Annotated in this window: 20 protein-coding genes; 8 read left to right on the top strand and 12 right to left on the bottom strand. The window is 55.2% G+C overall.

Going from position 1 to position 25,953, the window contains the following annotated elements; genetic code table 11:
* Positions 1-496: 496 nt before the first annotated feature.
* Positions 497-3,481, bottom strand: coding sequence for a beta strand repeat-containing protein (locus AC6T8Q_RS15325; protein ID WP_500679909.1), 2,985 nt, complete (start codon positions 3,479-3,481; stop codon positions 497-499).
* 1,067 nt (positions 3,482-4,548) lie between these two features.
* On the opposite strand from AC6T8Q_RS15325, the gene AC6T8Q_RS15320 reads away from it, so the two are divergent.
* Positions 4,549-5,274 (top strand): hypothetical protein, encoded by a 726-nt coding sequence (locus AC6T8Q_RS15320; RefSeq protein ID WP_500679908.1) that lies wholly within the window; start codon positions 4,549-4,551, stop codon positions 5,272-5,274.
* Positions 5,275-5,697: 423 nt separating this feature from the next.
* On the opposite strand, the gene AC6T8Q_RS15315 is transcribed toward AC6T8Q_RS15320, so the two are convergent.
* The 9 genes from AC6T8Q_RS15315 to AC6T8Q_RS15275 all read right to left on the bottom strand — a co-directional run bounded on the left by AC6T8Q_RS15315 (position 5,698) and on the right by AC6T8Q_RS15275 (position 15,289).
* Positions 5,698-5,844 carry a hypothetical protein gene (locus tag AC6T8Q_RS15315; protein WP_500679907.1) on the bottom strand — a complete coding sequence of 49 codons (147 nt, stop codon included), beginning with the start codon at positions 5,842-5,844 and terminating at the stop codon, positions 5,698-5,700.
* A gap of 77 nt (positions 5,845-5,921) precedes the next feature.
* Positions 5,922-7,379: a TolC family protein gene (locus AC6T8Q_RS15310; RefSeq protein ID WP_500679906.1), complete on the bottom strand. Its 1,458-nt coding sequence runs from the start codon at positions 7,377-7,379 to the stop codon at positions 5,922-5,924.
* A gap of 178 nt (positions 7,380-7,557) precedes the next feature.
* Positions 7,558-7,893: a DUF3147 family protein gene (locus AC6T8Q_RS15305; protein WP_500679905.1), complete on the bottom strand. Its 336-nt coding sequence runs from the start codon at positions 7,891-7,893 to the stop codon at positions 7,558-7,560.
* Between the two features lie 10 nt (positions 7,894-7,903).
* The gene (locus tag AC6T8Q_RS15300; protein ID WP_500679904.1) at positions 7,904-8,398 is read right to left on the bottom strand and encodes a hypothetical protein; all 495 of its coding nucleotides are present in this window, start codon (positions 8,396-8,398) and stop codon (positions 7,904-7,906) included.
* 30 nt (positions 8,399-8,428) lie between these two features.
* Positions 8,429-11,845 carry an efflux RND transporter permease subunit gene (locus tag AC6T8Q_RS15295; RefSeq protein ID WP_500679903.1) on the bottom strand — a complete coding sequence of 1,139 codons (3,417 nt, stop codon included), beginning with the start codon at positions 11,843-11,845 and terminating at the stop codon, positions 8,429-8,431.
* 12 nt (positions 11,846-11,857) lie between these two features.
* Entirely contained in the window at positions 11,858-13,207 is a 1,350-nt protein-coding gene (locus tag AC6T8Q_RS15290) for an efflux RND transporter periplasmic adaptor subunit (RefSeq protein WP_500679902.1), read from the bottom strand.
* Positions 13,208-13,462: 255 nt separating this feature from the next.
* The gene (locus tag AC6T8Q_RS15285) at positions 13,463-13,648 is read right to left on the bottom strand and encodes a hypothetical protein (RefSeq protein ID WP_500679901.1); all 186 of its coding nucleotides are present in this window, start codon (positions 13,646-13,648) and stop codon (positions 13,463-13,465) included.
* A gap of 287 nt (positions 13,649-13,935) precedes the next feature.
* Positions 13,936-14,211, bottom strand: a complete 276-nt coding sequence (locus tag AC6T8Q_RS15280; protein ID WP_500679900.1) for a hypothetical protein — start codon at positions 14,209-14,211, stop codon at positions 13,936-13,938.
* Between the two features lie 76 nt (positions 14,212-14,287).
* The gene (locus AC6T8Q_RS15275) at positions 14,288-15,289 is read right to left on the bottom strand and encodes a type I phosphomannose isomerase catalytic subunit (RefSeq protein WP_500679899.1); all 1,002 of its coding nucleotides are present in this window, start codon (positions 15,287-15,289) and stop codon (positions 14,288-14,290) included.
* Positions 15,290-15,672: 383 nt separating this feature from the next.
* On the opposite strand from AC6T8Q_RS15275, the gene tatC reads away from it, so the two are divergent.
* Together tatC and ypfJ are read left to right on the top strand one after the other, a co-directional pair.
* Positions 15,673-16,722 carry a twin-arginine translocase subunit TatC gene (tatC, locus tag AC6T8Q_RS15270; protein ID WP_500679898.1) on the top strand — a complete coding sequence of 350 codons (1,050 nt, stop codon included), beginning with the start codon at positions 15,673-15,675 and terminating at the stop codon, positions 16,720-16,722.
* 140 nt (positions 16,723-16,862) lie between these two features.
* Positions 16,863-17,726 carry a KPN_02809 family neutral zinc metallopeptidase gene (ypfJ, locus tag AC6T8Q_RS15265; RefSeq protein WP_500679897.1) on the top strand — a complete coding sequence of 288 codons (864 nt, stop codon included), beginning with the start codon at positions 16,863-16,865 and terminating at the stop codon, positions 17,724-17,726.
* A 78-nt stretch (positions 17,727-17,804) separates the two neighbouring features.
* On the opposite strand, the gene AC6T8Q_RS15260 is transcribed toward ypfJ, so the two are convergent.
* Entirely contained in the window at positions 17,805-18,782 is a 978-nt protein-coding gene (locus AC6T8Q_RS15260) for an NADPH:quinone reductase (protein ID WP_500679896.1), read from the bottom strand.
* 44 nt (positions 18,783-18,826) lie between these two features.
* Here AC6T8Q_RS15260 and AC6T8Q_RS15255 point away from each other — a divergent pair, with 44 nt between their 5' ends.
* Positions 18,827-20,539: a formylmethanofuran dehydrogenase subunit A gene (locus tag AC6T8Q_RS15255; protein WP_500679895.1), complete on the top strand. Its 1,713-nt coding sequence runs from the start codon at positions 18,827-18,829 to the stop codon at positions 20,537-20,539.
* Here AC6T8Q_RS15255 and mobA read toward each other — a convergent pair.
* On the bottom strand, positions 20,497-21,105 hold the full coding sequence (gene mobA / locus AC6T8Q_RS15250; protein ID WP_500679894.1) for a molybdenum cofactor guanylyltransferase: 609 nt from the start codon (positions 21,103-21,105) through the stop codon (positions 20,497-20,499). The genes AC6T8Q_RS15255 and mobA overlap by 43 nt on opposite strands.
* Positions 21,106-21,189: 84 nt before the next feature.
* Here mobA and AC6T8Q_RS15245 point away from each other — a divergent pair, with 84 nt between their 5' ends.
* The 4 genes from AC6T8Q_RS15245 to AC6T8Q_RS15230 all read left to right on the top strand — a co-directional run bounded on the left by AC6T8Q_RS15245 (position 21,190) and on the right by AC6T8Q_RS15230 (position 25,952).
* On the top strand, positions 21,190-22,002 hold the full coding sequence (locus AC6T8Q_RS15245; protein WP_500679893.1) for a formylmethanofuran dehydrogenase subunit C: 813 nt from the start codon (positions 21,190-21,192) through the stop codon (positions 22,000-22,002).
* Between the two features lies 1 nt (position 22,003).
* The gene (locus AC6T8Q_RS15240; RefSeq protein ID WP_500679892.1) at positions 22,004-23,242 is read left to right on the top strand and encodes a hypothetical protein; all 1,239 of its coding nucleotides are present in this window, start codon (positions 22,004-22,006) and stop codon (positions 23,240-23,242) included.
* Positions 23,233-24,483, top strand: a complete 1,251-nt coding sequence (locus tag AC6T8Q_RS15235) for a formylglycine-generating enzyme family protein (RefSeq protein WP_500679891.1) — start codon at positions 23,233-23,235, stop codon at positions 24,481-24,483. Before AC6T8Q_RS15240 ends, AC6T8Q_RS15235 begins: the two co-directional genes overlap by 10 nt.
* Before the next feature lie 89 nt (positions 24,484-24,572).
* Entirely contained in the window at positions 24,573-25,952 is a 1,380-nt protein-coding gene (locus AC6T8Q_RS15230) for a Gfo/Idh/MocA family protein (RefSeq protein WP_500679890.1), read from the top strand.
* Position 25,953: the final 1 nt, after the last annotated feature.

Here is a 25,953-nt window from a genome sequence, read left to right as displayed (position 1 = left end):
CCGTCAACAGCATGATCAAACGCTCGATGGGATCCGCCCTGCGGGCGAGAACCTTCTGGTCTCAGTCACGCGAAATCACACTTCGAGTCCTGACACACAACATCATGATTATCCCGTGCGACTAGGTTTTCGACAGAGCAGTCTTAACCAAATTTACATAAACTCCTGCAAGCTAGGCCATACAAAAACAGCATTAACACGAGTCCGCTCGGCTCGGGAACGGGAATGTTAAGCCGACATTTCCCATAAGAATTGAGCCTGGAACTGTATCAAGCTCATTGGCGTACTCCGCGGATATTCCGCCGTCACCCAACTACGTAAGGTGGGCATGTCCTAAGCTGCAGCAACCAAGCCTAAAACTTAATACCGCGGCCCTTCACGCCACTGGCCGACTGGCATCCCTTGGCGAGAGCGTTCGACTTGGTTGATCGGGACCATGTCATCGGGAGGACGACACGGGCGCTCACATCGAAAGGGACATGCACTAGCGACAACATCACCGCTGAGTGGCCCTTTGACTGCGAGCGCGATGCGCTAGGGCGGGCATGGCCATCAGCATGAGCAGCACACCTGTGGAAGGCTCGGGAATGACAGCCCCGACACTCACGGTGAACTGCAGGGTATTACCGTTGTAGGCGAAGATGCCGTCGAAGCCGTTGCCGTTGGTGTACTTGAATTGTTCGATAGGGATCGTCGAAGCGTCGAACGTGATGAGGTCGTAGGTCGTGCCAACACTCCAACCGTTGTTCACGAAGGTGAACTCGTAGGTGGAGGTGGTGGAGAGTCCTTCGAGCTCGATGGCGTTGAGCAGGTCGGACTCGGCAGGGGTGGGTCCAAGGTCGAAGAGCAGAGTGCCAGATGTCCAGAGAAGATCGGCGATTGTGAGTGTTCCGGCCGAGTTGCCGGGGGAAAGCGTGCCGCCGTTGAGTGCCACATCACCCACCATGCCGCTGCCACCCAGCGTGCCGCCGGTGTTGACCCACGCCGATCCCAAGCCGAACGAAAGCGAGCCATCGACGATAAGCGTCCCCGCGTTGACGGTCGTCCCGCCGATGAAGGCAGTTTGCCCGGTGAGCGTCAGGATGCCGGTCGAATCTTTCACAAGGCCGCCGTTGCCTGCGATGTTACCAGCGAAGTTGCCGGAATCGACGATCAGCATGGTCGAAGAAGAGGTGCCCATGTTGACGGTCCCCTCACCATACAGGGCCCGGATGCCGCCGGTGGAAAGGTGGTCCTGGAAATCGAGCGTGGAACCGGAATCCACCGTGGTTGAGGTCGCCACGGAGGTGATGAATTCGAGACCGCTGTTCGCGGCGACCATTGTACCCGCGGCGACATTGAGCGACGCATCACCGGGAAGCGCCACCGCACCGGAGGGCGCGAAGACCACGGTGCCGGTTTGCCCGCTGCTGCCAACTTGCATCGTCGAGCCATCGACAAGCAGGAAATCGAGAGGCGCGAGCGTGAATGTCTGGTTCGTGACCGCCGAGAAAACTCCCATCTGACCGCCGGACACGGAGATGAGTTGAATGCCCCCGTTGAGATCACCGGCGAGTGTCACGCTGTTGTAAGCACGGAGTTCACCGGATCCCACGGCGACATTTCCGGTTCCGAGTGCGCCGCTGTTGGTGAGCTCGAGTAAGCCGCCTGCGATCGTCGTGCCACCCTCGTAGCTATTCGCCGCCGTGAGCCTGAGTCGACCGGCACCCCCTTTGGTCAGGCCACCCGTTCCACTCAGGATGGTGGGGATCTGTGCGTTGCCACCTTGCGTGTCGACCGTCAGGCCCCCAGTTCCTAAAACCACTGCGTCCGCTGCGAAGCCATTGATGAGAAGTGAGTCGATAACCGACGAGCCCCCCAGCAGTTTCAATTGAGCTCCCGAGAAAGAGAGCGACCCACTCCCTCCACCTTGCAGAATAGTCTCTGTGGTGAGGGTCGAATCGACAACTTCGAGCAAGCCGGTGACGTTCGCGCTGGCTGCCAGTTCGATCGCACCCGCAGTTACGTTCGCGCCATTGCTTGCGTAGAACTCGCCGCCATTGCCATCGACACCGATCGTCAGCGTCTGGCCGGTGGTCCAAGTTGCATTGTCGACTTGAACAACGCCCAACGAATGTCCGGAGAGCCCGACCTGCGCCCATTGGGAAGAGATCTCGCCACCGGTCATGTTGAGTTCCGCATTCCCATTGACGCCGACCGCCAGCGTGTTGGACATGATCCAGGAACCTCCGGTGAAATTGACTTTGCCCTCGCCGATGGCTTCCTGACTGATGTAACCGCTCTCGCTGTGGATGACGCCTTGCGCGCCAATGTTCAGAGTTCCTTCACCGGATACCCCCACAAAAATGGCCTGCGTATTGGTCCAGGTGCCATCGAGGACGTCGATGGTTCCCGTCGAACCTGCTGCAAAGCCCATGTTGCCTTTGTCGGTGTTGAGAGCTGCTCCACCTTCAAGCGTGAACGTGCCAGTGCCACCCGCGCCGACGTGAAGTTCACCCGTCAGAGTCATGGTGCCGCCCGACACGGTCACCGAACCCGTCGATCCGCCGTTCTGTGCGACAAACAGCTCTGGGGCATGAAAGTCTGCGTCGGTCGTGTCGAGGGTTCCGTTGCCATCCATGCCGATCGATACTGTTCCACCGATCTGGGCGGACGCCGCGTTCGTAAGCGTAAGCGTGCCGGTACCAGCGCTACCGACGGTGAGTTCCTGCTCGATGGTGAGGGTGCCGCCACTGGCGGATACGTCGCCGACTGAACCGGTGTTGGCAGCAACAACAAGGTTGTCGACCGATAGCTGCGAGGTGATGGCCTGGACTTCGCCCCAGCCACTCAGCCCAACCGTGATATCACGGGGATTGCCTTGATTCTCGGCCTTCCAGGTACTGTCCGTGAGATTCACGACACCATGCGAACCGGACGAGTAGCCGACATAGCCGGTCGTACTCTGTAACGTGGAACCATTCTCCAGAGTCACGGTGGCATCGCCCTCGTAGCCGAGATAGACGGTGAAGGGAGACAAGTAAGCACCGCTTGCATTCACAATTCCCGTGGCTCCCGAAGCATAGCCGGCCCAGAAATCGCCCGCCCCCAGCAATGCCTCCGATCCGATGGTGAACGTTCCCAATCCCTGGTACCCGACGTAGAACTCATTGGCGTCCAACTCGGTGTTAATGCCGCTGCCAACTTCCAGCGTGCCGGCGCCACCCGATCCTAGAGTGACGTTGCCTACTGAGTACGAATTGGTACCAGCGATCTGCGCGGTACCTCCGTTGTTGATCAGAATCGCCTCGCTATTCATTGGCACGGCTCCCCCGCTCCAATTGGCGCCGTCACCGTAATTGCCGACGCCACCAGTCCAGGTAATCTGTGCCCGCACCTGAGTGAGCGTCATCGAGAAAATTGCCATCAAAGCCAGCAAGCGAAACAGTGAGCTGGCGAGTGGGCAACGAAGTTCAAAGCATGTGGAGGAATGTCGGGGCATAAGTTGAGGCATCTAAGGTTGCAATGGGCTAATAGGTGGAATGCATGGTCAGCCCGCTCGCTCGACGCGCTTCTGCAGGACGTTCCCACGCGCTGAGCTTAACTTCAGCGGTGAGCATGCATGGGCTTCGATCTCAAGCGCCTGGCGGCAGGGGGTGGGGCAGGACGAGAGGAGCTCAAATCCTTTAGGAGTACAGAATAATCGGCCCAAATCCGTGGTCAACTTCCGGCGGCCACCGTCCGATTATTCCGGCCCTATTTTGCGCTTTATTATCGCAACCCGCGCACCGGCGCTTTGTTGCCGAAGGATCGCGGTTGAGATTTTTTGAGGGAACAATCCGTCAAGGATAGGATTTCAGAGAATGACGACTGATTCGCTGCCAGAGGGCATGCCATGTGTTAGCGGAGCATGCTGCCAAGTGCATTCGTTTTGAAAAGAATTTGGTAGATATCACAGAGGACAGCTGAATGCTTGCTCCCAAGGGAAACATAATGATATACCCATTGTCGGTTCGACATGAGTTACGAACTCATAGCTTCGCAGACCATCAAGCGCTACCACTTTGACTACGGTTTTGCCCACGTCGTAGAGCGGTCGGTGAAAACGACCTCTGCGGCGAACGAATCTTTCTATCTCCGCGAAGTCGATGCAACCTATCGCAGATCGTGCTCACTAAAACGGCGGGCGGCGTTGACCCCCGCCGCGAGTCTGGAGACCCGGATTTGTCAGCCGAATCGCCCAAGAAACGCCCTAATTGGGCATTTTGACCAGCTGAATTTACGGCTCAGCTCGATGTAGCCGAGGTCGCGTTGGAGGATCAAGAACTCTCGGACGTGTGTCTCGCCTCAATGTCGCTCGGCGTTTATCATTGCTAATCGTTAACGGCCCCTCTACAATATGTGGGTTCTCACACACATTCAGATGAACGAAAGATCCTAGAACGAAAGTTGGGGCTGATGAACTGGCGCTTAATCGGGTTCGCTGCTGTTCTCTGTGGCATCTCCGTGCCATCCAATACTGCATACGCGGTTGGCCCCGTCGTAATTGGGCCGGGACCTCATTCTCTTTTGTACGTGACGCAGGACATTGACTACCACGTCTTGGATGGAACAGAAATCATCAGCCCTTCTCGCACTGGGCCACCGGAAGATTTTGTTGTTGTAACTGACGCGATTGAATTTCGCGGCGGCGGTCACATCCGCATCGATGGCGGGTACTTTCGAGGCGGAGATGCCAGTTACACAGGTAATAACGGAGACTTAGCGACAGTTTCGGCTGGTGAAGCGTTGCATCTCCGGCAGTCGTCGGGAGAAATTTATGGCGGAACTTTCATTGGTGGCGAATCAAGGTCGACAACTTGGTTATGGAGTACCACTGGAGGTGACGGACTAGTACTTGTAGAAAGCGATATAACAATCTACGACGGCTATTTCGAAGGCGGGATCTCGACCGAACCAGAGTACCCGGGTAGCGGTTACGTGATCCATCAGGCACCGGGGATCATCGCCTATTCGGGTAGCACCGTCCTCATGCACGGCGGGCAAGTGAATGGCGATATCTTAATACAGGGAGGTGCCACTCTCTCCGTATTCGGTTTCGATCTTCAGTACGAAGGCAGTCTGCTGAGTGGCAGGTACACCGATGGAACCTCGTTTACCCACACTGTTCCTCGACTTGGCGGTGTGGTATTACTCAATACTACAGTTCCGGAACCGTCTTCTGGTGCACTCTTCCTTGGCGCAATCTGTGTCGCGTTCCGGCGGATTGGCTCACGCACACCTGCACACGGATAACCGACGCACAGGCATGACAGTCCTTGCTTCACTCGCATAGCGACCTTGCCAGCCCATGACCAATCGTCCTGAGTAGCGCAAGGCAGTTTACTTCGCAACACCGGAGTGACGCTCAAGGGGTGCTAACAGCATGTCGCCAAGTTGCATCGGTGGCCACACCGATGTGTATTCGCTGGTTTACCAAGATGCATCGTTTCGACCATCCGTTGGGAGTTATGTCTCAAAGAAACTGCGGGCGGTGAGAAAGACCTCCGCAATTGTTGAATCACTTTGACGACGCCATCGCATTGGCATCGAAGCCCCGACCTGCCGGTCTCGATGCGCGGAATGTCGGCGTGTCCGGAGTTACTTGCACACTTCATTGGCGAATAGCGGAAGGGCGTACCAAATAAAGTCCTGGTGGTAGAACTTGAAATCCGCACCTTAATACCGCAGCCCCTCACGCCACTGGCCGACGGGCATGCCTTGGCGAGAGCGTTCGACTTGGTTGATCGGGACCATGTAATCGGGAGGACGACTACCGACGATCGCCGGGGCCATGTCGTTTTGCGGATAGGGATCGAACTGCACGCGGGGCAGAAAAGGGGGGGATGGAAGTAGTGAACCTGCCCCCGTTTTATCTTAAGCGACTAACTCAAGTATCCAGATTAACGACCTCGAAAATCCAGAAGTTCCGCAGAATTGGACGAACTTCCGTTGACGTTACCAACCGCGATGGCTGGGGGAGCTGTTTGCAGACTTCCACGTAACAAGAGTCCTTCGATTTCTACTTCGGCAACGCGGAGTGTCCGCACGGCATCGAGATAATTGATTTGTGTTTGCGAATAAGTTCTTTGGGCCGTCAACAATGCTGTGTAGTTCGCTTCCCCGGCTTCATACATTTGCCGTGTCAGGTCCAGGGACTCTTGGGCAGCCGGTAAAATAATCGCATTGTATCGCTCGACTTGGTTGCGGGCATTCGAGTATTGCTCAAAAATAGGCGCGAGGCGATTCTGGAGATCAAGACTCAGTTGAGAGAGTGCTTGCTTGGCCGCGACAACTTCATGCTCGGCACGAGCGATTGCTCCCTGGTTTCGATTGAAGAAGGGGATGGGGAGGCTGACGGCTACCCCGCCATCGGGCTTGCCACCGATGCCGTTGTCTTGCCAGTTCACCAATCCTTGAAAGTTGACATTGGGCACGGGTTCAGCACGGGCTCGTTGCAGGGCTAGACTTGCTCGCTCCACTTCTATGGCTGCGGCTGAAATCTCTGGACTCAATTCCAACAGCCGTGCCAGTGATTCCTCAAACCCATACTCTCGGGGCGGTTGTTCGGCATCGCCTTCGAGTGGCTGGGGTGCCAACTCGGGAGTTCCCACAACCGCGGCGAGACTTCGCCAAGCCGCGTCGTGGCGGTTCTGGGCATTCTGCGCAAGTATGCGGGCGTTCTCGATTTCCAGCTGTGCTTGGAGGATATCAACACGGCCCACTTCCTTGGCTTGAAACAATGCGTCAACAGACTGTGAACCCTCACCGCTAATGCGAATCAAATTGTCGGTAAGAATGATTTGTCGTTGAGCAAGCACAACTTCATAGTAGGCAATTCTCACATCGGTCAGGACGCGCTGCTCTTGGGCGGCAAGTTCTTGCTCAACTTGCATCCGCTCACGCTCGGCCACGGCCCGGTTAAGTCGCAACTTACCGCCGCGAACAAATTCCTGACTGAATAAGACACCATGTTGTTCCGCAAGTCCGCCGCTCCCCAACTGCTGGCCTTCATAACCAACGCTTGGATTGGGAGGCAGTCCCACTTGTACTAAGTTACCCCGAGCCGCACCGACCAACGCCCACATTCTTCGCACCGAGGGATTCGCTGCGAGTGCCATTTGCTCTAGTTCTTCCAGAGTCAGTACGGCAGGTTCCTCTGTTGCAGGCAATGGCACTGGCTTTGGTATGGGCAGAGCTTCGCCCTTGGCGACAATGCTCTCGGGATACTGTAGTGTGATGATCTCATCAGCTAAGCTGACGGATGCTATGCTGAATGCCAGTGCAAGGCCTAGACCTGACCGGATTAAGGTAGGCCATTGGCATGGCTTATAGCAGCGGTGATCATGGAATTGGTTCATGCTGGGAATCCTTCCCGCGCGATGGCGAGTCCTTGCCATATCGTGATTTCGTCCAGTTTCTTCTGTTTGGATAACCTATTTAGATGATTCCAATTTTCTTTGCCATTCTTTCCAGATTTCGGCTTATTACGGCTGTAATGACGCTGGCTCTGCTATCACGGCACGAAGGTCACGCTGGCTAACTATTGGGTCCCAGCATGAACCAAGCGCCAATTGTCGCCGCAGCCAATCCATTCCCCAGTGCCATCGCCAGCCAAAATCCAATCCCTAATTCGTTGGCAAATGCAAACGGCACAAAGAACGGTAGGCCTAAGGGAACCAGAATCAAAGTTTCTCTTGCGAGCTTGGAGATCGCCACCATATCGTGATGCTGATGCCAACTCATGGCGAATGCCAAGATGCTCACAATCGGCAACGACAACAGCAGGGCACCATAGCGCGGATAGCGTTTGGATAACTCCGCCACTGCGACGATGGTGACTGCTGCAATCGCCACGCGGAATATGTTCCACATGGTTTCGTCCTTAGTGCTCGTGGCCGTGGTCGCCAGCAACTTCGACAAAGTCACCAGCGTAAGGCGTACCGTCAACTTCTCCCGTGATCGAGCCTGCGAACTCACGAACAATGCCAAGGTTGTCGTGCTCACCAACGAACCGCGATGATGTTCCCGCTGCTTCGCCAGCCAACGGATCGGCCTTTAGTTCAACTTGAGTTGCAGGTTCGGTGATGCTCAGCATTATCTTGTCGGCCTTAATGGGCTGTGGCGACTTACCATCGCTGCCGAGAATGTAAACCGCTGTTGATTTCTTACCGTGATCGACAGTGAACTCCACGTGGTACACGCCACCGCCCCAGTCCGCGATTGTGCCGCCGTGAGGGCCTGTGCCGTGGTGATGATCTTCCTCGGCGGCTGGCGCTTGTGCCGTTTGATTGGGGGCAGGCGGGGTGGCTTTCTCACCGCAACCGACGACAGGGAGAGTCGCAGCAACAACCATCATCGCTAGTAAATACTTGGTCATCTTTCATTCTCCTAGTGTTGAAAAAGGAAGTCAGGTTAGATCGTCACTTTCATCCTGGTAAGCAATTAGTCGTTCAGCGTCATGCCCGCTGTATTTCCAAAACAAGCCCGGATGAATCAGAAACTCGCAAAAGGTTGACGTAATTAAGCCGCCAAGAATCACCGTGGCGACGGGATAGAGGATTTCACGGCCTGGCTCTTGCCCACCTACTACCAGCGGCAGCAGCCCAATGCCTGCCGTAAGTGCCGTCATCAAAACCGGGGCCAGTCTTTCCAAGCTGCCACGCAAGATCATCGCCTTACTGAACGGCTCGTATTCCTCGCGCATCAGGTGAAAGTAGTGTGTGACAAGCAAGATGCCATTTCGCACTGCGATACCGCCAAGGGAAATGAACCCCACAAGGCTGGCGACAGTAAGACTCTGACCCGTCAAAACGAGTCCCAACACACCGCCTATAAACGCCGTCGGCAAAGCGTTGAGGATTTGCAAAACGATCCGCACGGACGGATAGAGGATCATTAAGACAACGAACATGCCGACTACGGATACGCCCGCTAGTATCACAATCAAGGTGGTAGCCCGTTGCTGGCTTTCAAACTGCCCCCCGTACTCAATAAAATAGCCTGTTGGCAGCTTCACCCGTTCGTTCACGCGGTCCTGAATCTCAGTTACCGCGCTGGCCAAGTCGCGATCTTGGGTATTGCAACGTATCACGATGCGTCGTCGGGCATTCTCACGGTTGATCGCATTCGGCCCGACTCCTTCACCAATCTGCGCAATCTTCGATAGCTCCACTTGTCCACGGTTGTCCGGCAAATCAATCCGCAAACGCCCAAGATTCGCAAAGTCCGTGCGGTAGGCTTCCTCAAGCCGCACGAGCAAGTCAAAGCGTCGTTGCCCTTCAAGAACCTGTGACGTGACTCGCCCTTGTAAGGCTGTCTGCAATATCTCCGCGACATAAGCACGAGTCAGGCCATAGCGTGCCAATTCTTCGCCTCGCAATTCAATTTGCAGTTCAGGCGTTTGGCGGATTGGCTCGATGACGGGGGGCGTCAAACCAGGAATGTCAGTAATCGCAGCTTTAATTTGTTCGGCAGCGCCAAGCAACGTATCCAGATCGTCGCCGTGGACCTTAATGGCGATCTGAGCATAGACCCCTGAAACCATGTGACTGATTAGGTGGGCAAGTGGTTGCTCCACTTCAATATCAACGCCCGGCACTTCCTCGCGTAATTCTTTGAGCAATCCATCTATGATTTCATCGCGGTCATGCTGGGCAGCAGGATTGATGCTCAAGATGTATTCGCCAGCGTTCACCGGTGCGGCGTGCTCGTCCATTTCCGCCCGTCCCGTTCGACGAACGAAGTGTAATATCTCACCGTCTGGATTCTCAGCAGATTGCTGTCGCTCACGAAACTTAGCGTCGATCAGACTCGAAACCTGGTTGGAAGCGTCCAGCGACGATCCAGGTGGAAGCGTGACGTTGACGAGAATACTTCCTTCATCGAACTGAGGGAGGAAGTCACGGCCTAAGTGAGCAAGCTGCCAACCAGCAATGCCCACAGTGGCCCATGTCACAAGCAGCAGGACACCCGGTATAGCCATGCTCAATCGAATTAGTGGGCTAGCAAGAACTTTGAGCAGAGCGAGCAATGGTCCGTCGCCTTCACGATGAGTCGCTTTCGACTGAGGCAACAGATAATAGCTGAGAACAGGCGTAAGCGTGAGCGACACGACAAGCGAAGCGAGAATTGAAACGATATAGGCGATCCCCAGTGGTGCAAACAAGCGTCCTTCAACACCCGACAAGGCGAACAGAGGAAGAAATACCAGAATGACGACTAGAGTTCCAAAGACGATTGCATTGCGAATCTCTTTGCTGGCTTCGTAAACAACAACAATTGCTGGTTTGGGTTCAGCCGCAGCATTATTTTCCTTCAAGCGACGGAAGATGTTTTCCACGTCCACAATCGCATCGTCCACAAGTTCGCCCATTGCGACGGCAATACCGCCAAGAGTCATCACATTGATGGAAAGCTGCGTGCCGGTGGCCAAACTGAGCAGACGGAATACTAATGTCGTGATAACAAGCGACATGGGGATCGCGGTGAGAGTGATGAACGTCGTTCTGAAATTCAGTAGGAACAAGAACAAAATGATGGTTACTAGCACGGCTCCAATGACCAGCGCTTCGCCCACGTTGAAAATGCCACGATCGATGAAATTCTTGAGGCGAAACAGTTCACTGTTAATAATTATGTCTGCGGAAAGCGAAGATTCAGCCTCGCGTAATGCAACTGAAATCTGTTCGGTCAGAGCACGGGTATCGACGTGGGGTTGTTTCGCAAGTGTAAAGACAACGCCCGAACTTCCGTTGATGCTCCCATCCCCGCGTTTGAATTGTGGCCCCTCAACAATGCGAGCGACGTTTTCGAGCAACACTGGACGCCCGTTGTTCTCGCTAATGGGAGCTTTCTCTAAATCTTGAATGACACGATCCGCAGCGGGGCCAAGGCGTCCTAGGATACGAATGGGCCGTTCAGTTTCGCCCTGCACGGCGAACCCACCACTGGTGTTGATATTGCTTTCTTCAATCGCAGCTTCCACTTGTTGAAGCGTGACGCCGTAATCGAGCAGGGCCGTGGGATCGACGAGTACTTGATATTGTTTCCTGTCCCCACCTTGCACAAACACTTCTGCGATGCCGGGAATCTTGAGCAAGCGTGGTCGCACGACCCAATCGGCGGTGGTTCTCAAGTCCATCAACTGTTGCTGGGGAGATGGAAAAACAACTTCGTGAGAAATCCCAGCAACGGATACAACTGCTTTGTTGCCGCTACCGTTCTCCCATTTCACAGATTCAACTTGCACGGGCTTCCAACTGCTCGGCTGGCGACGATCCGCCACGGTCCAGACGTTGATTGAAGGCTCGCCATTTGTGGTAACGAGTTCGGCTAAATCAGCCGTCTTACCCAGCGGAGCAAGCAGCCCGCCTTTGGGTCCGCGCTGCCGATACATTCCGGCAATCACAATCTGACCCATGATCGACGCTGTTGGTGTCATCTGAGGCCGAATATCGGGCGGGAGTATGCCCGATAATGTGGCCAATCGCTCCTGCACGATCTGCCGCGATGCCCGCACGTCAGTCGTCCAATCGAACTCGATATAAATGACGTTCAATCCAGCAGTCGTTTGGCTGCGGACGGCTTGCACACCGTTAGCACCTAGCAGGGCCACTTCGATGGGCTGTGTAACAAGTGTTTCGACTTCCTCTGTTGCGAGACCGGGGCATTCCGTGATGATAACCACACGCGGACGGTCCAAGTCTGGGAACACATCAATAGGCAGCGTTGTTGCAAGGTAGGACCCGTACACCAACATCGTTAAGCTGATGACGACGACCAACAGCCGATAGCGAAGCGAAAATCGTATTATTGCATTGAGCATGGTATTGGTTCGCTAGTGGGCAGCATGGACTGTGCCATCGGCATGGACGTGAACATTAGCAGGCGTGCCACTGGTACTTTGCGCTTTGAGCACGCGATTCAATGAAGCCGCGCCGTTTTGAGCAATGAAGAATCCCGGAGTAATACTGCCATCATTGGCAATCACCGCGTACAGGCGATCTTCAAGCAGCACGCGGACGGGGCGACGATCAAACAACTCGCCATTTTGCCGAAATACGTAAGCCTCTGGTCCTTCCTGCACAACGGCATCGCGTGGCAGCACAAACACGTTGTCCAGTTTCTCAACTGGCACACGTAGATTCAGTCGCCCCCCCGGTCTGAATCTCCACAGCAGCCGCGATGATCCTTCCGGCGTCGTGTAGCTCTGCGACTGATTGGCAAGCGTTAGAAAAAAAGCAAATGTGCGGGTGTCGGGATCAATCGTATTGGCGACGTGATGAATTGGCAGATGGGATGGCGGCTCGCCCCAATCTTTATCCGTCTCGGAACCAAAATCGGCCTCCACTTCCCAGCGGTTCTTCGCTGCTGTTTGGACCAGCGGCATATCATCCTTAAACGCCCTGCCTTCAACAAACAGCGCCCGATGGTCGGCGAGACTACACAGCAGTTGACCAGCTTCGACTTGCGTACCAAGTTCAACCTTCAACGACTGAATCTCGTAGGCGAAGTAGGAGTCAGGAGTTCTATCGTCGGGATTTTCGTGGAATGCTCGCACAACCACTTCGGTGACAAACTTACCTTGGGCCGCTTGCTGGATTCCTTCGCGCGGCAAGCCGCGCGCCTGCAAGTCTTGCTCATACGCCTTCACTGAAACATTCAATCGCTTGATCTCATTGTCAATTTCAATCATCCGCGATTGCGGTATGGCACCACTTTGAGCAGCTTCGGCTAGACGGGTACGTTGTTGCTCGGCAATGGCAATGTCTTGCGTGGCTTTGTATAGCTGCATTTGCGATTCGTGCAGTGATTCACTGACGAGACGAATCGTGAACAGCGGATCGTCCGGCGCGACTGTGTCCCCCGGAAAGGCGTTGATTTTGGTCACGACGCCGCTGACTGGTGATACGACGCCCCTATCACTCACACCCGGTCTATTCACTATGACTCCAGGCAGTTCAATCGTCCGCCAGAAGGTTGTCGACTGGAGAGGCTTCGATACCAAACTAAGATTGTCACGGGCCTGCTTGCTGAGCCGCACTGGTATCGCTGCGTTCGTGGGCGCGGATGCCATTGGCTTGTTGCCGTTCGGCAGTTGGCGCTGGTTAGCTCGCCATTGTTGATAGCCCCACACGCCAGTTAGCGCAGCGGCAACAACCAAACTTGTCGCGATGAATACTCGCATGGAATCAATCCGTGTCAGCACGTGAAGTGCTCAAAGGAAATGGATGGCCAAAAACGCCGCATCAATCCCTACGACAATCGTAGAGATATGGCAGAGGGCCGAATCAGATGCGCAATGCGCGCAGCACTAGATAGAGAGGGCAGTGGGTTCTGCAATTCTTCGAGGAAACTACGTCAGCGCCGTTAACACTAGTTCCACTGGCCTGGAACAATGGGACCGCCGCAATCGGGCAAACTGTCAATTCGTCAACTGCATCTAAAGTCTTTCCGACAACCACGATACTGGGATCGTTGGAAAGGTAAACAGCATCGCTGTCGTGTTCTGAATCAGCGGAACGGTCAGGCGTGTGAGAATAATTCGCATGGTCATGGGAATGGCCGTGATGCGTATGGCTCGATTCCGACTCGCCTGCAAACCACGAAACGTGTACGTGCGATCCATGGTGCTCAGAAGCTGCAACTGCTTCGTGCGCGTGCGGCACCGTCGCCAACTGAAAGGCGAGGTACGCGATGGCAAGTGCAGCGGTGAGACAACGACGTTTCATAGGGTTCCTAAAAGAACTATAAGGCCGATAGCTTACCGCGACAATCAAAACCCCGCAACGTTGAACCGCTTGGACTGATTTTGCGACGATTGTCACAGCGACTCTCGAGCCGTCGTACCCCTTATTCAACTCGCCCTCGCAGCCCAAGAGGGGGTATCCTCAGCTGTAGCAACCAAGCCAAAACTTAATACCGCGGCCCTTCGCGCCATTGGCCGACGGGCATCCCTTGGCGAGAGCGTTCGACTTGGTTGATCGGGACCATGTAATCGGGAGGTCGCCCACCGACGATGGCCGGGGCCATGTCGTTTTGCGGATAGGGATCGAACTGCTCGGCATTGTGGCGCTGAAAGGGGGCCGTGCCGGGACTGGCCAGCCGTGGCCAACGTATCGTCGGCGAACAGGCGGTGAGTTCCGCCAGTAAAATTCCAACGATTGTCAGTTTGAAGACTTTGCACCACATAATGTTGGCTCGCGGCAGACACTGATATAACCGTCCAGCGGTCAGAATGCGGCGAATTGTAGTGCTGGGCCAAAATTCACGGAAGATAGATATCGAGCACCACAGCGCTCGTTTGTGGCACGATCTCGACGGCACCCGCGGCGGCGGGAATTAAGCACGTATTGCCCAGGGCGAGCGGTTCCTGCACCGCATCCCCCGCCACGGTGATAGCACCCGTCAGAGGCACGAGCCAATGAAACCGCTCGTCGCCACCGACCACTGCCGTTTGTGGCTCAGAAAACGCAGCCGGGTCGCTAATCGTGAGTCGATCGAGCACAAACTTGTCGCACTCGACCAATCGCTGCCGCTCGGGCGAATCGGTCTGCGCTGGCTGTTGCGGTGCGACCGGGCCGCGCTGGTAATCCGTCACGTCGAGCGACTCGGTGATATGCAACTGCCGTGGCTTCCCCTCGGTATCGACGCGGTTCCAATCGAACAAGCGAAAGGTTGTGTCGCTCGCCTGTTGAATTTCAGCGATCACGAGTCCCGCCCCCAAGGCGTGAATGGTTCCCGCCTTGATGAAAATACAATCCCCGACGGCCGGTTCAAATTCGTGCAAACAAGTTTCGCAATGACCGGCTTCAATTGCCGCGGCCAATAGTCGGCGCGAGACCCCCGGCTTGAGCCCCGCGTAAATTTTGCTGCCGGGCTCGGTGGCCAGCACCACCCAGGCCTCGGTCTTACCCAAGTCGGGCGGATCGAGCAAAGCCCCTTGGTCGTCGTTGGGATGAACTTGAACGGAAAGCGTCCGATTGCAATCCAAAAATTTGAACAAGAGCGGAAACTGTGATTGGCCAGCATGGCGACCAAGCAACTGCTCGCCATGCTGCGTGACCAACTCATGGAGCGTGAGTCCCTGAAGTGCCCCGGCACTCACCACGCTTTGATCGTTGCCGTGATCGACGAGTTCCCAGCTCTCGGCGTAGTCGTCGCCCGCACCAATGGCTTTGCCGAGCATGGTCCCCAGTCGGCGGCCCCCCCACAAATAGCGGCGGAACAAGGGTTCAAAGCGGAGGGGATAGTCACATGATTTCGTCATTCGATTCGCTCCAGAAAACTCGAATCCCCCATCATCGCGATTGTCGTTTTCTGAGCAAGCGAGTTTCGTTAACCACAAAGACTCAAAGGACTCAAAGATAAGAAAAATATTGCTTACAAGGCGAAATAGGTGACGCACCAGCCGTTCGTATCGGAGTTCATATGAATAGACACTTTGTAACCTTTGTGTCTTGGTGGTAAGTTATTTCCCTGCGTTGTCGACGCTCCAATCCCTTGTTAACATGGAACTTAGGACGATTGGTGGCGGGCCCCTCCGGCGGCGTGTCTCTGTCGTATTCTTTAGCATCTGAAGAAGATGCCGCTGCTGGCCTGGCCGACAGTGCCGAACTTGCTCCACGACCGCCCTAACCGTTCATCGCCGCCATGCCCGCTGCCCCCGAGGACGAAGATCTTCTCGAGAAAACGAAAATGTCGTTTTCCGAGCATCTTGAAGAGCTGCGCACTGCGCTCTTCAAGTCGCTCGCGGCTTGGATGATCGGCACGCTTGTGGGGCTCGGTATCGGTTGGCATGTCGTGGATTACATGCAAACGCCGCTCCGCCGGGCTCTCGATAATTTTTACCGCGAACAATCCGAGGGAGAGATTTACTCCAGGCTCGAGGCACAACAAGCCCTGGGTGAGTCGGTGCCAGAAGACATTGGCACCGCGGCCGAGGAAATCGCCGCCGACGGACTCATGCCCGAGGATTTGTACGTCGATCGCCAGGACCTTTCTAAAGCCCTGGGAATTGATATTCCAGCACCAGCGGAAGGGGAGGGCTTTGCCGTTCGGCGTGAGGATATGATTCAGCTCAGGCTTTATCGCCCGCTGGAAGACGATCCGCGCGTTGCCGTGATCAGCCTCAGCGGCCAAGAGCCGTTTATGATCTACATGAAGGCTTCGCTGGTGGTGGGGGCGATTCTCGCCAGCCCGTTCATCTTTTATTTCATCTGGAACTTCGTCGCCGCGGGACTTTATAAACGGGAACGCAATCTTGTTTATCTGTATATGCCGATGAGCTTGGGCTTGTTCTTCGCGGGGGCTGCGCTCGCTTTCTTTGCGGTCTTCGACTTTGTGCTTGATTTTCTGTTTTGGTTCAACGCCAAGATGGGTATCACCCCCACGCCGCGGATTAGCGACTGGATGAGCTTTGTGTTGTTCCTGCCACTCGGTTTTGGTTTGAGCTTCCAGTTGCCGCTGGTGATGGTCGCGCTCGAACGGATGGGCATCTTTACGGTGCAGTCGTATTTGAGCAGCTGGCGAATCTCGGTGGTGGTGATCTTCATCATCGCGATGATTCTCACCCCCGCGGACCCAGGCAGTATGCTGATGATGGCCTTACCGCTGACGGCGCTCTATTTCTTGGGCATCTGGCTGTGCAAAAAGCTGCCGCGGGGCGACGTGTTCGGGCCCGGCCGTTTTGATCCGAAATAAGCCCAGCAACCCGAATGATTGCAGGGGGTTTCGGCATTTCCTAAACTCACACTTGCAATCGATTGAGCATTGCTTTTGCCCAATTTGCTTTTCATCTGGACAACATGACTCATTGCTGGGCCATACAAAAGGAAAGAACGATGCGCACTGAAGGCAGCCGCGAAAGCACCAATGTCGAAGATCGTCGTCGTTTAACGCCCGGTGCCGTCGTCGGTGGTGGCGGGCTCGTGACGCTGGTCATCTTTCTTGTTGTGCTGCTCCTGGGTGGCGACCCTCGGCAGGCCGCTAAGGTCGCGGAAGTGCTCAATCAGGGTCAACAGCAAGCCCCCGTGGAGCAAGGGCCCATCGATCCGGCGCAAGAAGAATCGGCACGATTTATTAAGATCGTATTGGGACAAACCGAAGATGTTTGGAATCAACTTTTCGCCGAACAGGGCGAGCGCTATCGCGAACCCAAATTGGTGCTCTTCACTCAGCGCGTTCAAAGCGCCTGCGGTTTTGCCAGTGCCGCCACCGGGCCTTTTTACTGTCCGCTCGATCAGCAGGTTTATCTCGACCTCTCGTTCTTTGACGAAATGGAACGACGCTTTAATGCTCCTGGCGATTTCGCGCAAGCCTATGTTGTGGCTCACGAAGTTGGTCATCACGTGCAAAAGCTCTTAGGCATCGCCGATAAAATTCAGTCGTATCAAGGCCGCATCAGTGAGAAGGAGTACAACAAGCTCTCCGTGCGGATGGAACTGCACGCCGATTATCTGGCCGGTGTCTGGGCCCATCACGCGCAGCAGAACTGGCAAGTGCTCGAACCGGGTGACATCAAGGAAGCTCTGAACGCGGCCACGGCCATCGGCGACGACCGCTTGCAAATGCAGACGCAAGGTTACGTCGTCCCCGAATCGTTCACCCACGGCACGTCGGAACAGCGGGTCCGCTGGTTCACCAAAGGTTTGCAAAGTGGTGATTTACTTGCGGGTAATGAGATTTTCGAGACCAAAGAGTTGTAAGAAAACTGTGGACTGTAGGACTTCGGATATATGGGTCCACAGTCTACAGTCCTATCGTCCACAGTCCATTATCGTGCTTCAGTTAACGACAAGCACTTTACCCATCGTGCCGTTTTCGACGGCTTGATGCGCCTTGACGGTTTCGGCAAGCGGGAAGCGTGCGCCAATTTCGTGCGTGAGCTTCCCCGCCTGGAGCCAACCTGTTATGTCGCACGTTCCTTCGGCCTTGAGTGCCGCGGGGAGTTGAAATACGACTGTTGGATGGATCGTGATGTTGCGGTACATCAAATCGTAAAACGGAAGCTTCGGCTCGGGCATGGCTTGGGACGCGTAGGTGGCAATGATCCCGCCAATGCGAACGGCCTTGAGATTGGTCGCCAGGTTGCCGCCGAATTCGACTTCCACGACGCGATCGACCCCTTGGCCGTTGGTGAGTTCAAGCACGTGCTCGGCGACGTCGGTGGTTTTGTAATTGATGATTTCGTCGGCACCCGCGGCTTGAGCGCTGGCGGCTTTTTCATCGTTGCTGACCGTTGTGATCACACGCGCGCCAGAAAGCTTAGCAAATTGAATCGCATAACGCCCCACCGATCCCGCGCCGCCGGTGACCAAAATTGTTTGGCCCTGGACCTTGCCGTCATAAAACACGGATCCGTAGGCGGTGAGCGCGGGGATACCCAAACAGGCACCGACTTCAAAATCAACATCGTCGGGCAGGGGAATCGCCAGGTGTGCTGGTAAGCAAACAAGGTCGGCGGCCGCGCCGTTGTCGCGTTGCCACTGGGCTTCGTAGAACCAGACTCGCTCGCCAACCCGTTTGGGATCAACTCCTGCACCCACCGCTTCGATGACCCCGACACCGTCGAAATGAGGAATCACGCGAGCGCTCGCCATGCCGCCGCGTCCCCCCATTCGCTTTTTCACGTCGATGGGATTCACTCCCGAAACACGCACGGCGATGCGGACCTCGCCCGATTGAGGCTGGGGATCAGGAAGTTCACCATATTGCAGGACTTGATCAGCAGGACCAACAGCTTCGTACCACACGGCTTTCATGTTTGTGACTCCCTCATGTTTTCCTGTAGAGTTGGTCATTCAGGATGGCGTACAATGGAAACTTTCACAAGCGGCCAGCCGAACAACGAGAACAACGCAGCGAAATTTTGATGGGCGATTTCACGAAGATCTCGGGGGGAACGATTTACGATCCGGCCAACGGCATCGACGGCGAGGTGCGCGACCTGTGGATCGAAGACGGTAAGATTGTGCCCGCGCCGAGCGATTCCAAAGCTCGGCCCGCGCGAACCATCGACGCCAAGGGCCTGGTCGTCATGCCGGGTGGAATCGACATGCACTGTCATATCGCGGGCCCCAAGGTCAACGCGGCGCGCAAGTTTCGACCCGAAGATCATCGCCAAGCCGAACCCATGCGGCGGACGCCGCTAACTCGCAGCGGGACACGCGGGAGCGTCCCCAGCACATTTGCCACGGGATACCAATACGCAGCTTTGGGTTACACCACCGCCTTTGACGCGGCCGTGCCACCGTTGTTGGCCGCCCATGCCCACGAGGAGTTTGCCGACACGCCATGCCTCGACAAAGGGTGCTATCTGCTGATGGGCAACAACCACTACATCATGCGGGCGATCGAACAGAATGAGCCGCAGAAGTTGCGAGCTTTCATGGCTTGGCTGTTGGCGGCGGGGAAAGGTTACGCCCCCAAGCTCGTGAACCCCGGCGGCGTTGAAACTTGGAAATCGGCGAGCGGTTCACGCAACACGGGATTTGATGACGTAGTTCCCAACTTTAATGTCACGCCAAGGCAAATTATCACCTCGGTTGCGCATGCTGCCGCGGAGCTACAATTACCCCACCCGGTTCATATTCATTGCAATCAGTTGGGAATGCCCGGCAATTGGCAGACGACGCTGGAAACGATGAACGCCCTGGAAGGACGCCGAGGTCATCTCACGCATATTCAGTTCCACAGCTACGGCGGCGGTGATGCTGATGAAGGAACATTCAACAGCAAGGTTGCGCAGCTTGCCGACTATGTGAACGCCCACGAAAATTTGACGGTCGACGTGGGGCAAGTTTTGTTCGGCGAAACAACAAGCATGACGGGCGACGGCCCGTTGGGGCATTTTCTCGCGAATCTTTACGGCACGAAATGGATTAGCTGCGACGTCGAGATGGAAGCGGGTTGCGGGGTTTCGCCGATTACTTATAAGAACAAGTCACTCGTACATGCCTTGCAGTGGGCGATTGGGCTGGAGTGGTATTTGCTGGTCGAGGATCCCTGGCGTGTCGTGATGAGCACCGATCACCCCAACGGCGGTTCGTTTTTGGCCTACCCGCAAATCATTCGGTTACTGATGGATCGGACTTATCGCAGCGACATGCTGAAAGATTGCCCGCCAACGCTGCTCAAGCGATCTTGCCTGGCGGATCTTAATCGCGAGTACACACTCAACGAAATCGCGATTATCACCCGTGCCGGTCCGGCGCGAATTTTGGGACTAAAAGACAAAGGCCATTTGGGGCCCGGCGCGGATGCCGACATTACGATTTACACGCCGCACGAGAATAAGGAAACAATGTTCGAATTGCCACGATTGGTGATGAAGTCGGGCGAGATTGTTGTCGAACAGGGAGAGATTCGCAGCACGCCCGTCGGGAGGGTGCTGCACATCGAGCGGGAGTATGATCGCGAACTTGAGCCCGACATCAAAACTTGGTTTGAAGACAACTATTCGGTGAGTTGGCAAAACTATGGTGTTGAAAATCCGGCGGCGGCGAGTGCCGACAAGTAATCGTCGTGGCTATTGAGATTTCGAAGCGAGAGAAGTTCGGGATCTATCGGTCGCAGAATATCAGTATCAATCAAATTCGCATCGAGTTGCTTGATGAATTGATATAACGAATGTTGGCCCTGACTGATTTGTTTCTCAATTCTTTCTTGAACGCCAACACTGTAAACGGCGCAAAGGGGATGCAGGTGCTCGGCATCATGGGGAACGACGGCATCTGCGGAACCAAGTTCGGCAAACAAGAAATCGATAACCTCCGGTAATAACAAAGGAGCGTCACAACCGGTGATGAACACCGCCTCCACATCATTTGGAAGTGCGGCGAGTCCACGTGCCATCGCTGCGAGTGGTCCGCGGTATTCTTCGTCGTCGCGGCAAACGAGTGTTGGAAGTTCAGGCAATTCTTGCTGTGAAGAAGCGACGACTACCGTGTGTTTGGATGTGACCTGGGTGCCAACGATTCGCACGACGCGCTGGAGCATCGTTTCATCGCCGAATGGCAAGAGAGCCTTATCAACGCCCATGCGGCTGGATTGGCCCCCACACAAAATGATCGCACCTCGTTGCATGGGCTGATTCTCCCGTGAAATTCCGAGCGTGCAAACGTCTGTTTATGGCTTTGCGATCAAGGATTCGCAGCTTACGCTAAGAACATGCTCACTTTCACTCTCAAGACAGGCGTTTCTTGCCCGCTGGAACTGGCGGGAATTACGCCCGAAGCGTTGGCCGATCAACCGATCGCCCAGATTTTGCGCACGGAGATTTATCTGGGGAGAGAGAAGCAAGCTGTTGCTGATTTTTTTGAGATTTCTGGCGATCTTGAAGATGGAAAGCTGCAGTTTGTGGGCGACCTTTCCACCGCGGTGGGCCTCGGCGCGAAGATGAATTCTGGCAAGATTCGAGTCGAAGGCAATGCTGGCCGCGAAGTGGGAAGCGCTATGCAAGGAGGCGAAATCGAGATCGTTGGCCATGCCGGCGATGGTGTGGGGCTTGAGATGCAAGGTGGCACCATTCATGTCACAGGTTCGGCGGGTAACTCGGTCGGCGGTGCACGTGCTGGGTCAACGCGCGGGATGACCGGTGGCACGATCATAGTCATGGGTGATGCCGGCCATGACGTTGGTACTCGTATGCGACGTGGACTGATTGCCATTCGTGGAAACGCTGGCCACTGCGTCGGACGCGACATGTTGGCGGGGACAATTGTGATTGGCGGAGAATGCGGCGCGAGTCTTGGACTCGGAATGAAACGGGGCACGCTTTGCCTATCGGGAAATAAGACCATGCAGCTTTTGCCCACGTTTCGCTACGCCTGCACGTCTCATGCACCGGTGCTGGGCATGGTCGGCCGGCAACTGCAAACGCTGGGATATGAAAACGACCTTTGGAATGCTAATCGCCAGTGGCACCAGTACAACGGCGACTTCTTAGCGACGGGACGGGGCGAGGTTTTCCTAGCGAGCTAGCATGACAACAACCATCGACAACGTGACGTGCGCGGCATGCGGCTTGGTTTGCGAGGAGATCACGCTGCGCATCGATAAGCAGCAGATCGTTGAAGTTAAAAATGCGTGCCCGCTTTGCACGGCCCGATTAAAAGGTCGTTCGCTAGATGAAGGCCCCCAAGCGAAAGTCGATGGACATGATGTTTCGCAGTCTGTTGCAATCGAGCGAGCTGCGGAGTTTTTGGCAGAGGCCAAGTCGCCGCTGCTTTATGGCTTGTCTGGCAGCACTGTGGAAACGCAGCGGGCGGCCGTTGCACTCGCAGATCATTTGGGGGCGACGATCGATCCGGCCATTCCCGCGTTTCATCGCGATGCGATTGTCGCCCTGCAATCTGTCGGCATTTCGACGTGCACCTTGGGCGAAATCAAACAACGGGCCGATGTGGTGGTTCTCTGGGGAGCTGATCCAGAGAGAACCCATCCAGAGCTATCTAAGCGATTTCTTGCTCCGACGGGAAGATTCTTTGCTGGCAATCGCCGCATCATCTCTATTAACTCGACTTTCGAGCAGAAAGACGATCTGACTTTCAACATCGGACATGAAAATGTGCTTGCGGCAATCGTTACCATACGCGCGATCGTTGCTGGCATTGAGATTGAGCCAAAGACAATCGCTGGAATTGATGTCGAAAAGTTAAAACAGCTTACAAGCTGGTTGCAAGAAGTGAATTACTCCGCAGTTCTGTTTGGACCGGGCATTGGCGGGCAGGCAGAAATTAAATCGTTGTTCTTGTTGGTTCGACAACTCAACAATCGCTCTCGCAGCGTAGCGGTGGGATTGGGCGGCACGCAGATCGAGAACGTGTTGGCCTGGCAAACGGGTTATCCCTGCGGTGTAAATTTCGCCTTAGGCTATCCGCGCTACGATCCCTATGCCTATTCAGCCAATGCCGTGCTAGAGCAAGGCGAAGCCGATGCCGTGGTGATTCTTGGGAGCGAATCCCTTGAATGTTTGAGCCCAGCAGTTCGTGAGCGATTAAAAACTCTGCCGTCCATTTTATTGGACGATACGGGCCAATCGCCGTCATTTGCTCCCACGGTCCAGATCACCACGACTACACCCGGCGTGCATAGCGGCGGCACGATCTTTAGAATGGATGGCGTGCCGCTGAAGCTGCGAGCCATTTGTGATTCCGGATTACCGACGGCTGCCTCGATTCTGTCTGCCATTCAACAGGGAGTTGGTTCATCGTGCGTTTGACTGCAATTTTCTGCTTGTTGATTTGTGTTGGCTCAAACCCGCTTTCTTTTCTGCATGCCGCAGACACGCCGGGCATCGTGAGCAAAGACCCTGGCCAGCCGGCCGCAGTAGAGATTGAAGGGGGCGGTTTCATGGTGCCCTATACCGTCACCATTCCTGATAGCACGGTTTCGTTTGAAATGATTCCCATTCCAGGGGGCGAGTTTTTGTTGGGAAGCCCAGCATTCGAAGAAAATCGCCGCGAAGATGAAGGTCACCAATTGCGAGTTAAAGTCGAACCTTTCTGGATCGGGAAACATGAAGTGACTTGGGCCGAATACCAAAACTTTATGCAGCAGTATGAGATCTTTAAGAAGCTCGATGAATTGCGATTCACCGGCACGCGGATGGAATCGGCTAAGAAACAACTTGAGGCGATGCCCAAGGTGAAAGAGTACCTGGAGAAGGAAGCACTCGACGTGGATGCGATCACCTGCCCCACTCCACTCTACGATTCAAGTTTTACTTATGGCCCAGGTGAAGAGCCCGAGCAGCCCGCGGTGACGATGAGCCAATTTGCGGCGAAGCAATACACCAAGTGGCTGAGCGGCATTACGGGCGAGCAGTTTCGATTGCCGACCGAGGCCGAATGGGAATACGCGGCCCGAGCGGGCACAACGACGGCCTATTCCTTCGGCGACGATGCCGCGAATATTGGTGACTATGCTTGGACGACTGACAACGCCGATTATCAGACCCATGAAGTCGGTCAGTTGAAACCCAATCCTTGGGGACTCTATGACATGCACGGTAATGTCGCTGAATGGGTCCTCGATGAATATGTCGCCGATCACTACTCGAAATTAAAAGAAGGAGTGACCGTGGCGGAAGCCGTGGCTTGGCCAGTGAAGTTGTTTCCACGTTCGATTCGTGGGGGCAGCTGGCTTGTAGAAGCCCCTGACTGCCGAAGTGCGGCGCGTTATCAATCCGATGACCCGGAGTGGACGCTTTCCGATCCCAACTTGCCAACAAGCCCCTGGTGGTTCACCGAAGAGCCCGCCACGGGGGTAGGATTTCGCATTATTCGGCCCCTCGCACCGATGAACGCCGAACTTCGTAAAAAAGTTTGGGACGCCGATATCAAACGGATCGAGCAGGACGTGGCGGACCGGCTCGAAGAAGGCCGCGGGGTGAAAGTTTCGGCGGATTCACGCCTACCAGGGGCCACCGCGGAAATTACACTGTCTCAAGAAGATCAGTGACAACCCGTTGGCATGAATTCACTTATCGCGGATAATAATAGAACTTGTCGTACTCGTTCTCTTATCTTGATCGTAGGGAGTTTCGCGCGATGGCAGATCAACCTCAACCTTCTTCCGCTTTGCCCACCCGCCGTGAGTTTGTCAAAGCCTCATCCGCTTTGGCTTTGGGAGGGGCGGCTGTGGCAACCGGATTGAGTACAGTACGAGCGGGCCAAGCCTTAGGCGATAAGGAAATCAAAGTCGCGTTGATTGGCTGTGGTGGACGTGGCAACGACGCGGCTGTGCAAGCTCTGTCTACGAACGGCAAAGTCACGTTATGGGCGATGGCCGACGCCTTCGATAAGCGAATTGAACAATCGCTCGATCGTATTTCGCGGACTTTGGAACAGCGTTGGGGCAGTGACGCGATTGATAAAGCAGCTGCTGCCGTTCAAGTTCCCGCCGAACGCCAGTTCGCTGGTCTCGATGCCTATCAACAAGCTATCGACAGCGGCGTTGACGTTGTGATTCATGCCACGCCTCCGGGCTTCCGCCCTCAACATGTGGAAGCCGCCATCAAGGCAGGCAAGCACGTGTTCACGGAAAAACCGGTGGCCGTCGACGCGCCGGGAATTCGCAAGATTCTAGCGGCCGGCAAAATGGCCGAGGAAAAGGGGTTATGTGTGGGCGTGGGTTTGCAGCGCCGTCATGATCCGGCTTATATCGAAACCGTCAAACGATTGCAGGACGGCGCGATCGGCGACATCTTGCTCACGCGGGTTTACTGGAACAGCGGGCCGTTGTGGTTGCGTACTCGTGGCGACTTCTATAAGTCGTATGGCCACGAACCCACGGAGATGGAATACCAAGTCAACAATTGGTACTACTTCGATTGGCTATGCGGCGATCATATTGTCGAGCAACACATTCATAACATCGACGTCAGCAACTGGGTCAAGCAAGCTCATCCGATTTCTGCTCAGGGAGCGGGTGGTCGTGAACGCCGAACTTCGCCTGATTTCGGCCAAATTTTTGATCACCATGTCGTCGAGTTTACGTATCCCGATGGTTCAACCATGCTAAGTGAATGCCGCCACATGGATGGCTGTTGGAATCAAGTCGCCGAATTTGCCACGGGCTCGAAAGGCCGTTCGAACATCAGCGGGGGCATGATTAAGTCTCCTGAAGGCGAATGGAAATACGACGGCGAACGCGCCGATCCTTATCAGTTGGAACACGATCATCTGTTTGCCGCGATTCGCGAAGGGAAACCTTACAACGAAGCGGAGTACGGCGCTCACAGCACGATGACCGCCATCATGGGGCGCATGGCGACCTACTCCGGCAAAATGATGGAGTGGGACGAAGCGATCAATTCCGAGATTGACCTTTCGCCCAAGGAATACAATTTCGCCGCAGCGCCGCCGGTCGTGCCAGATGCCAAAGGCAACTACCCCGTCCCCGTGCCGGGCGTAACGAAGGTGGTTTGAC

Origin of the sequence: Bythopirellula sp., assembly GCF_041737835.1 — a bacterium.
GTDB lineage: Bacteria > Planctomycetota > Planctomycetia > Pirellulales > Lacipirellulaceae > Bythopirellula.
The sequence above is the reverse complement of the archived record's forward strand: the minus strand, read 5'-3'. Positions and strand labels throughout refer to the sequence as shown.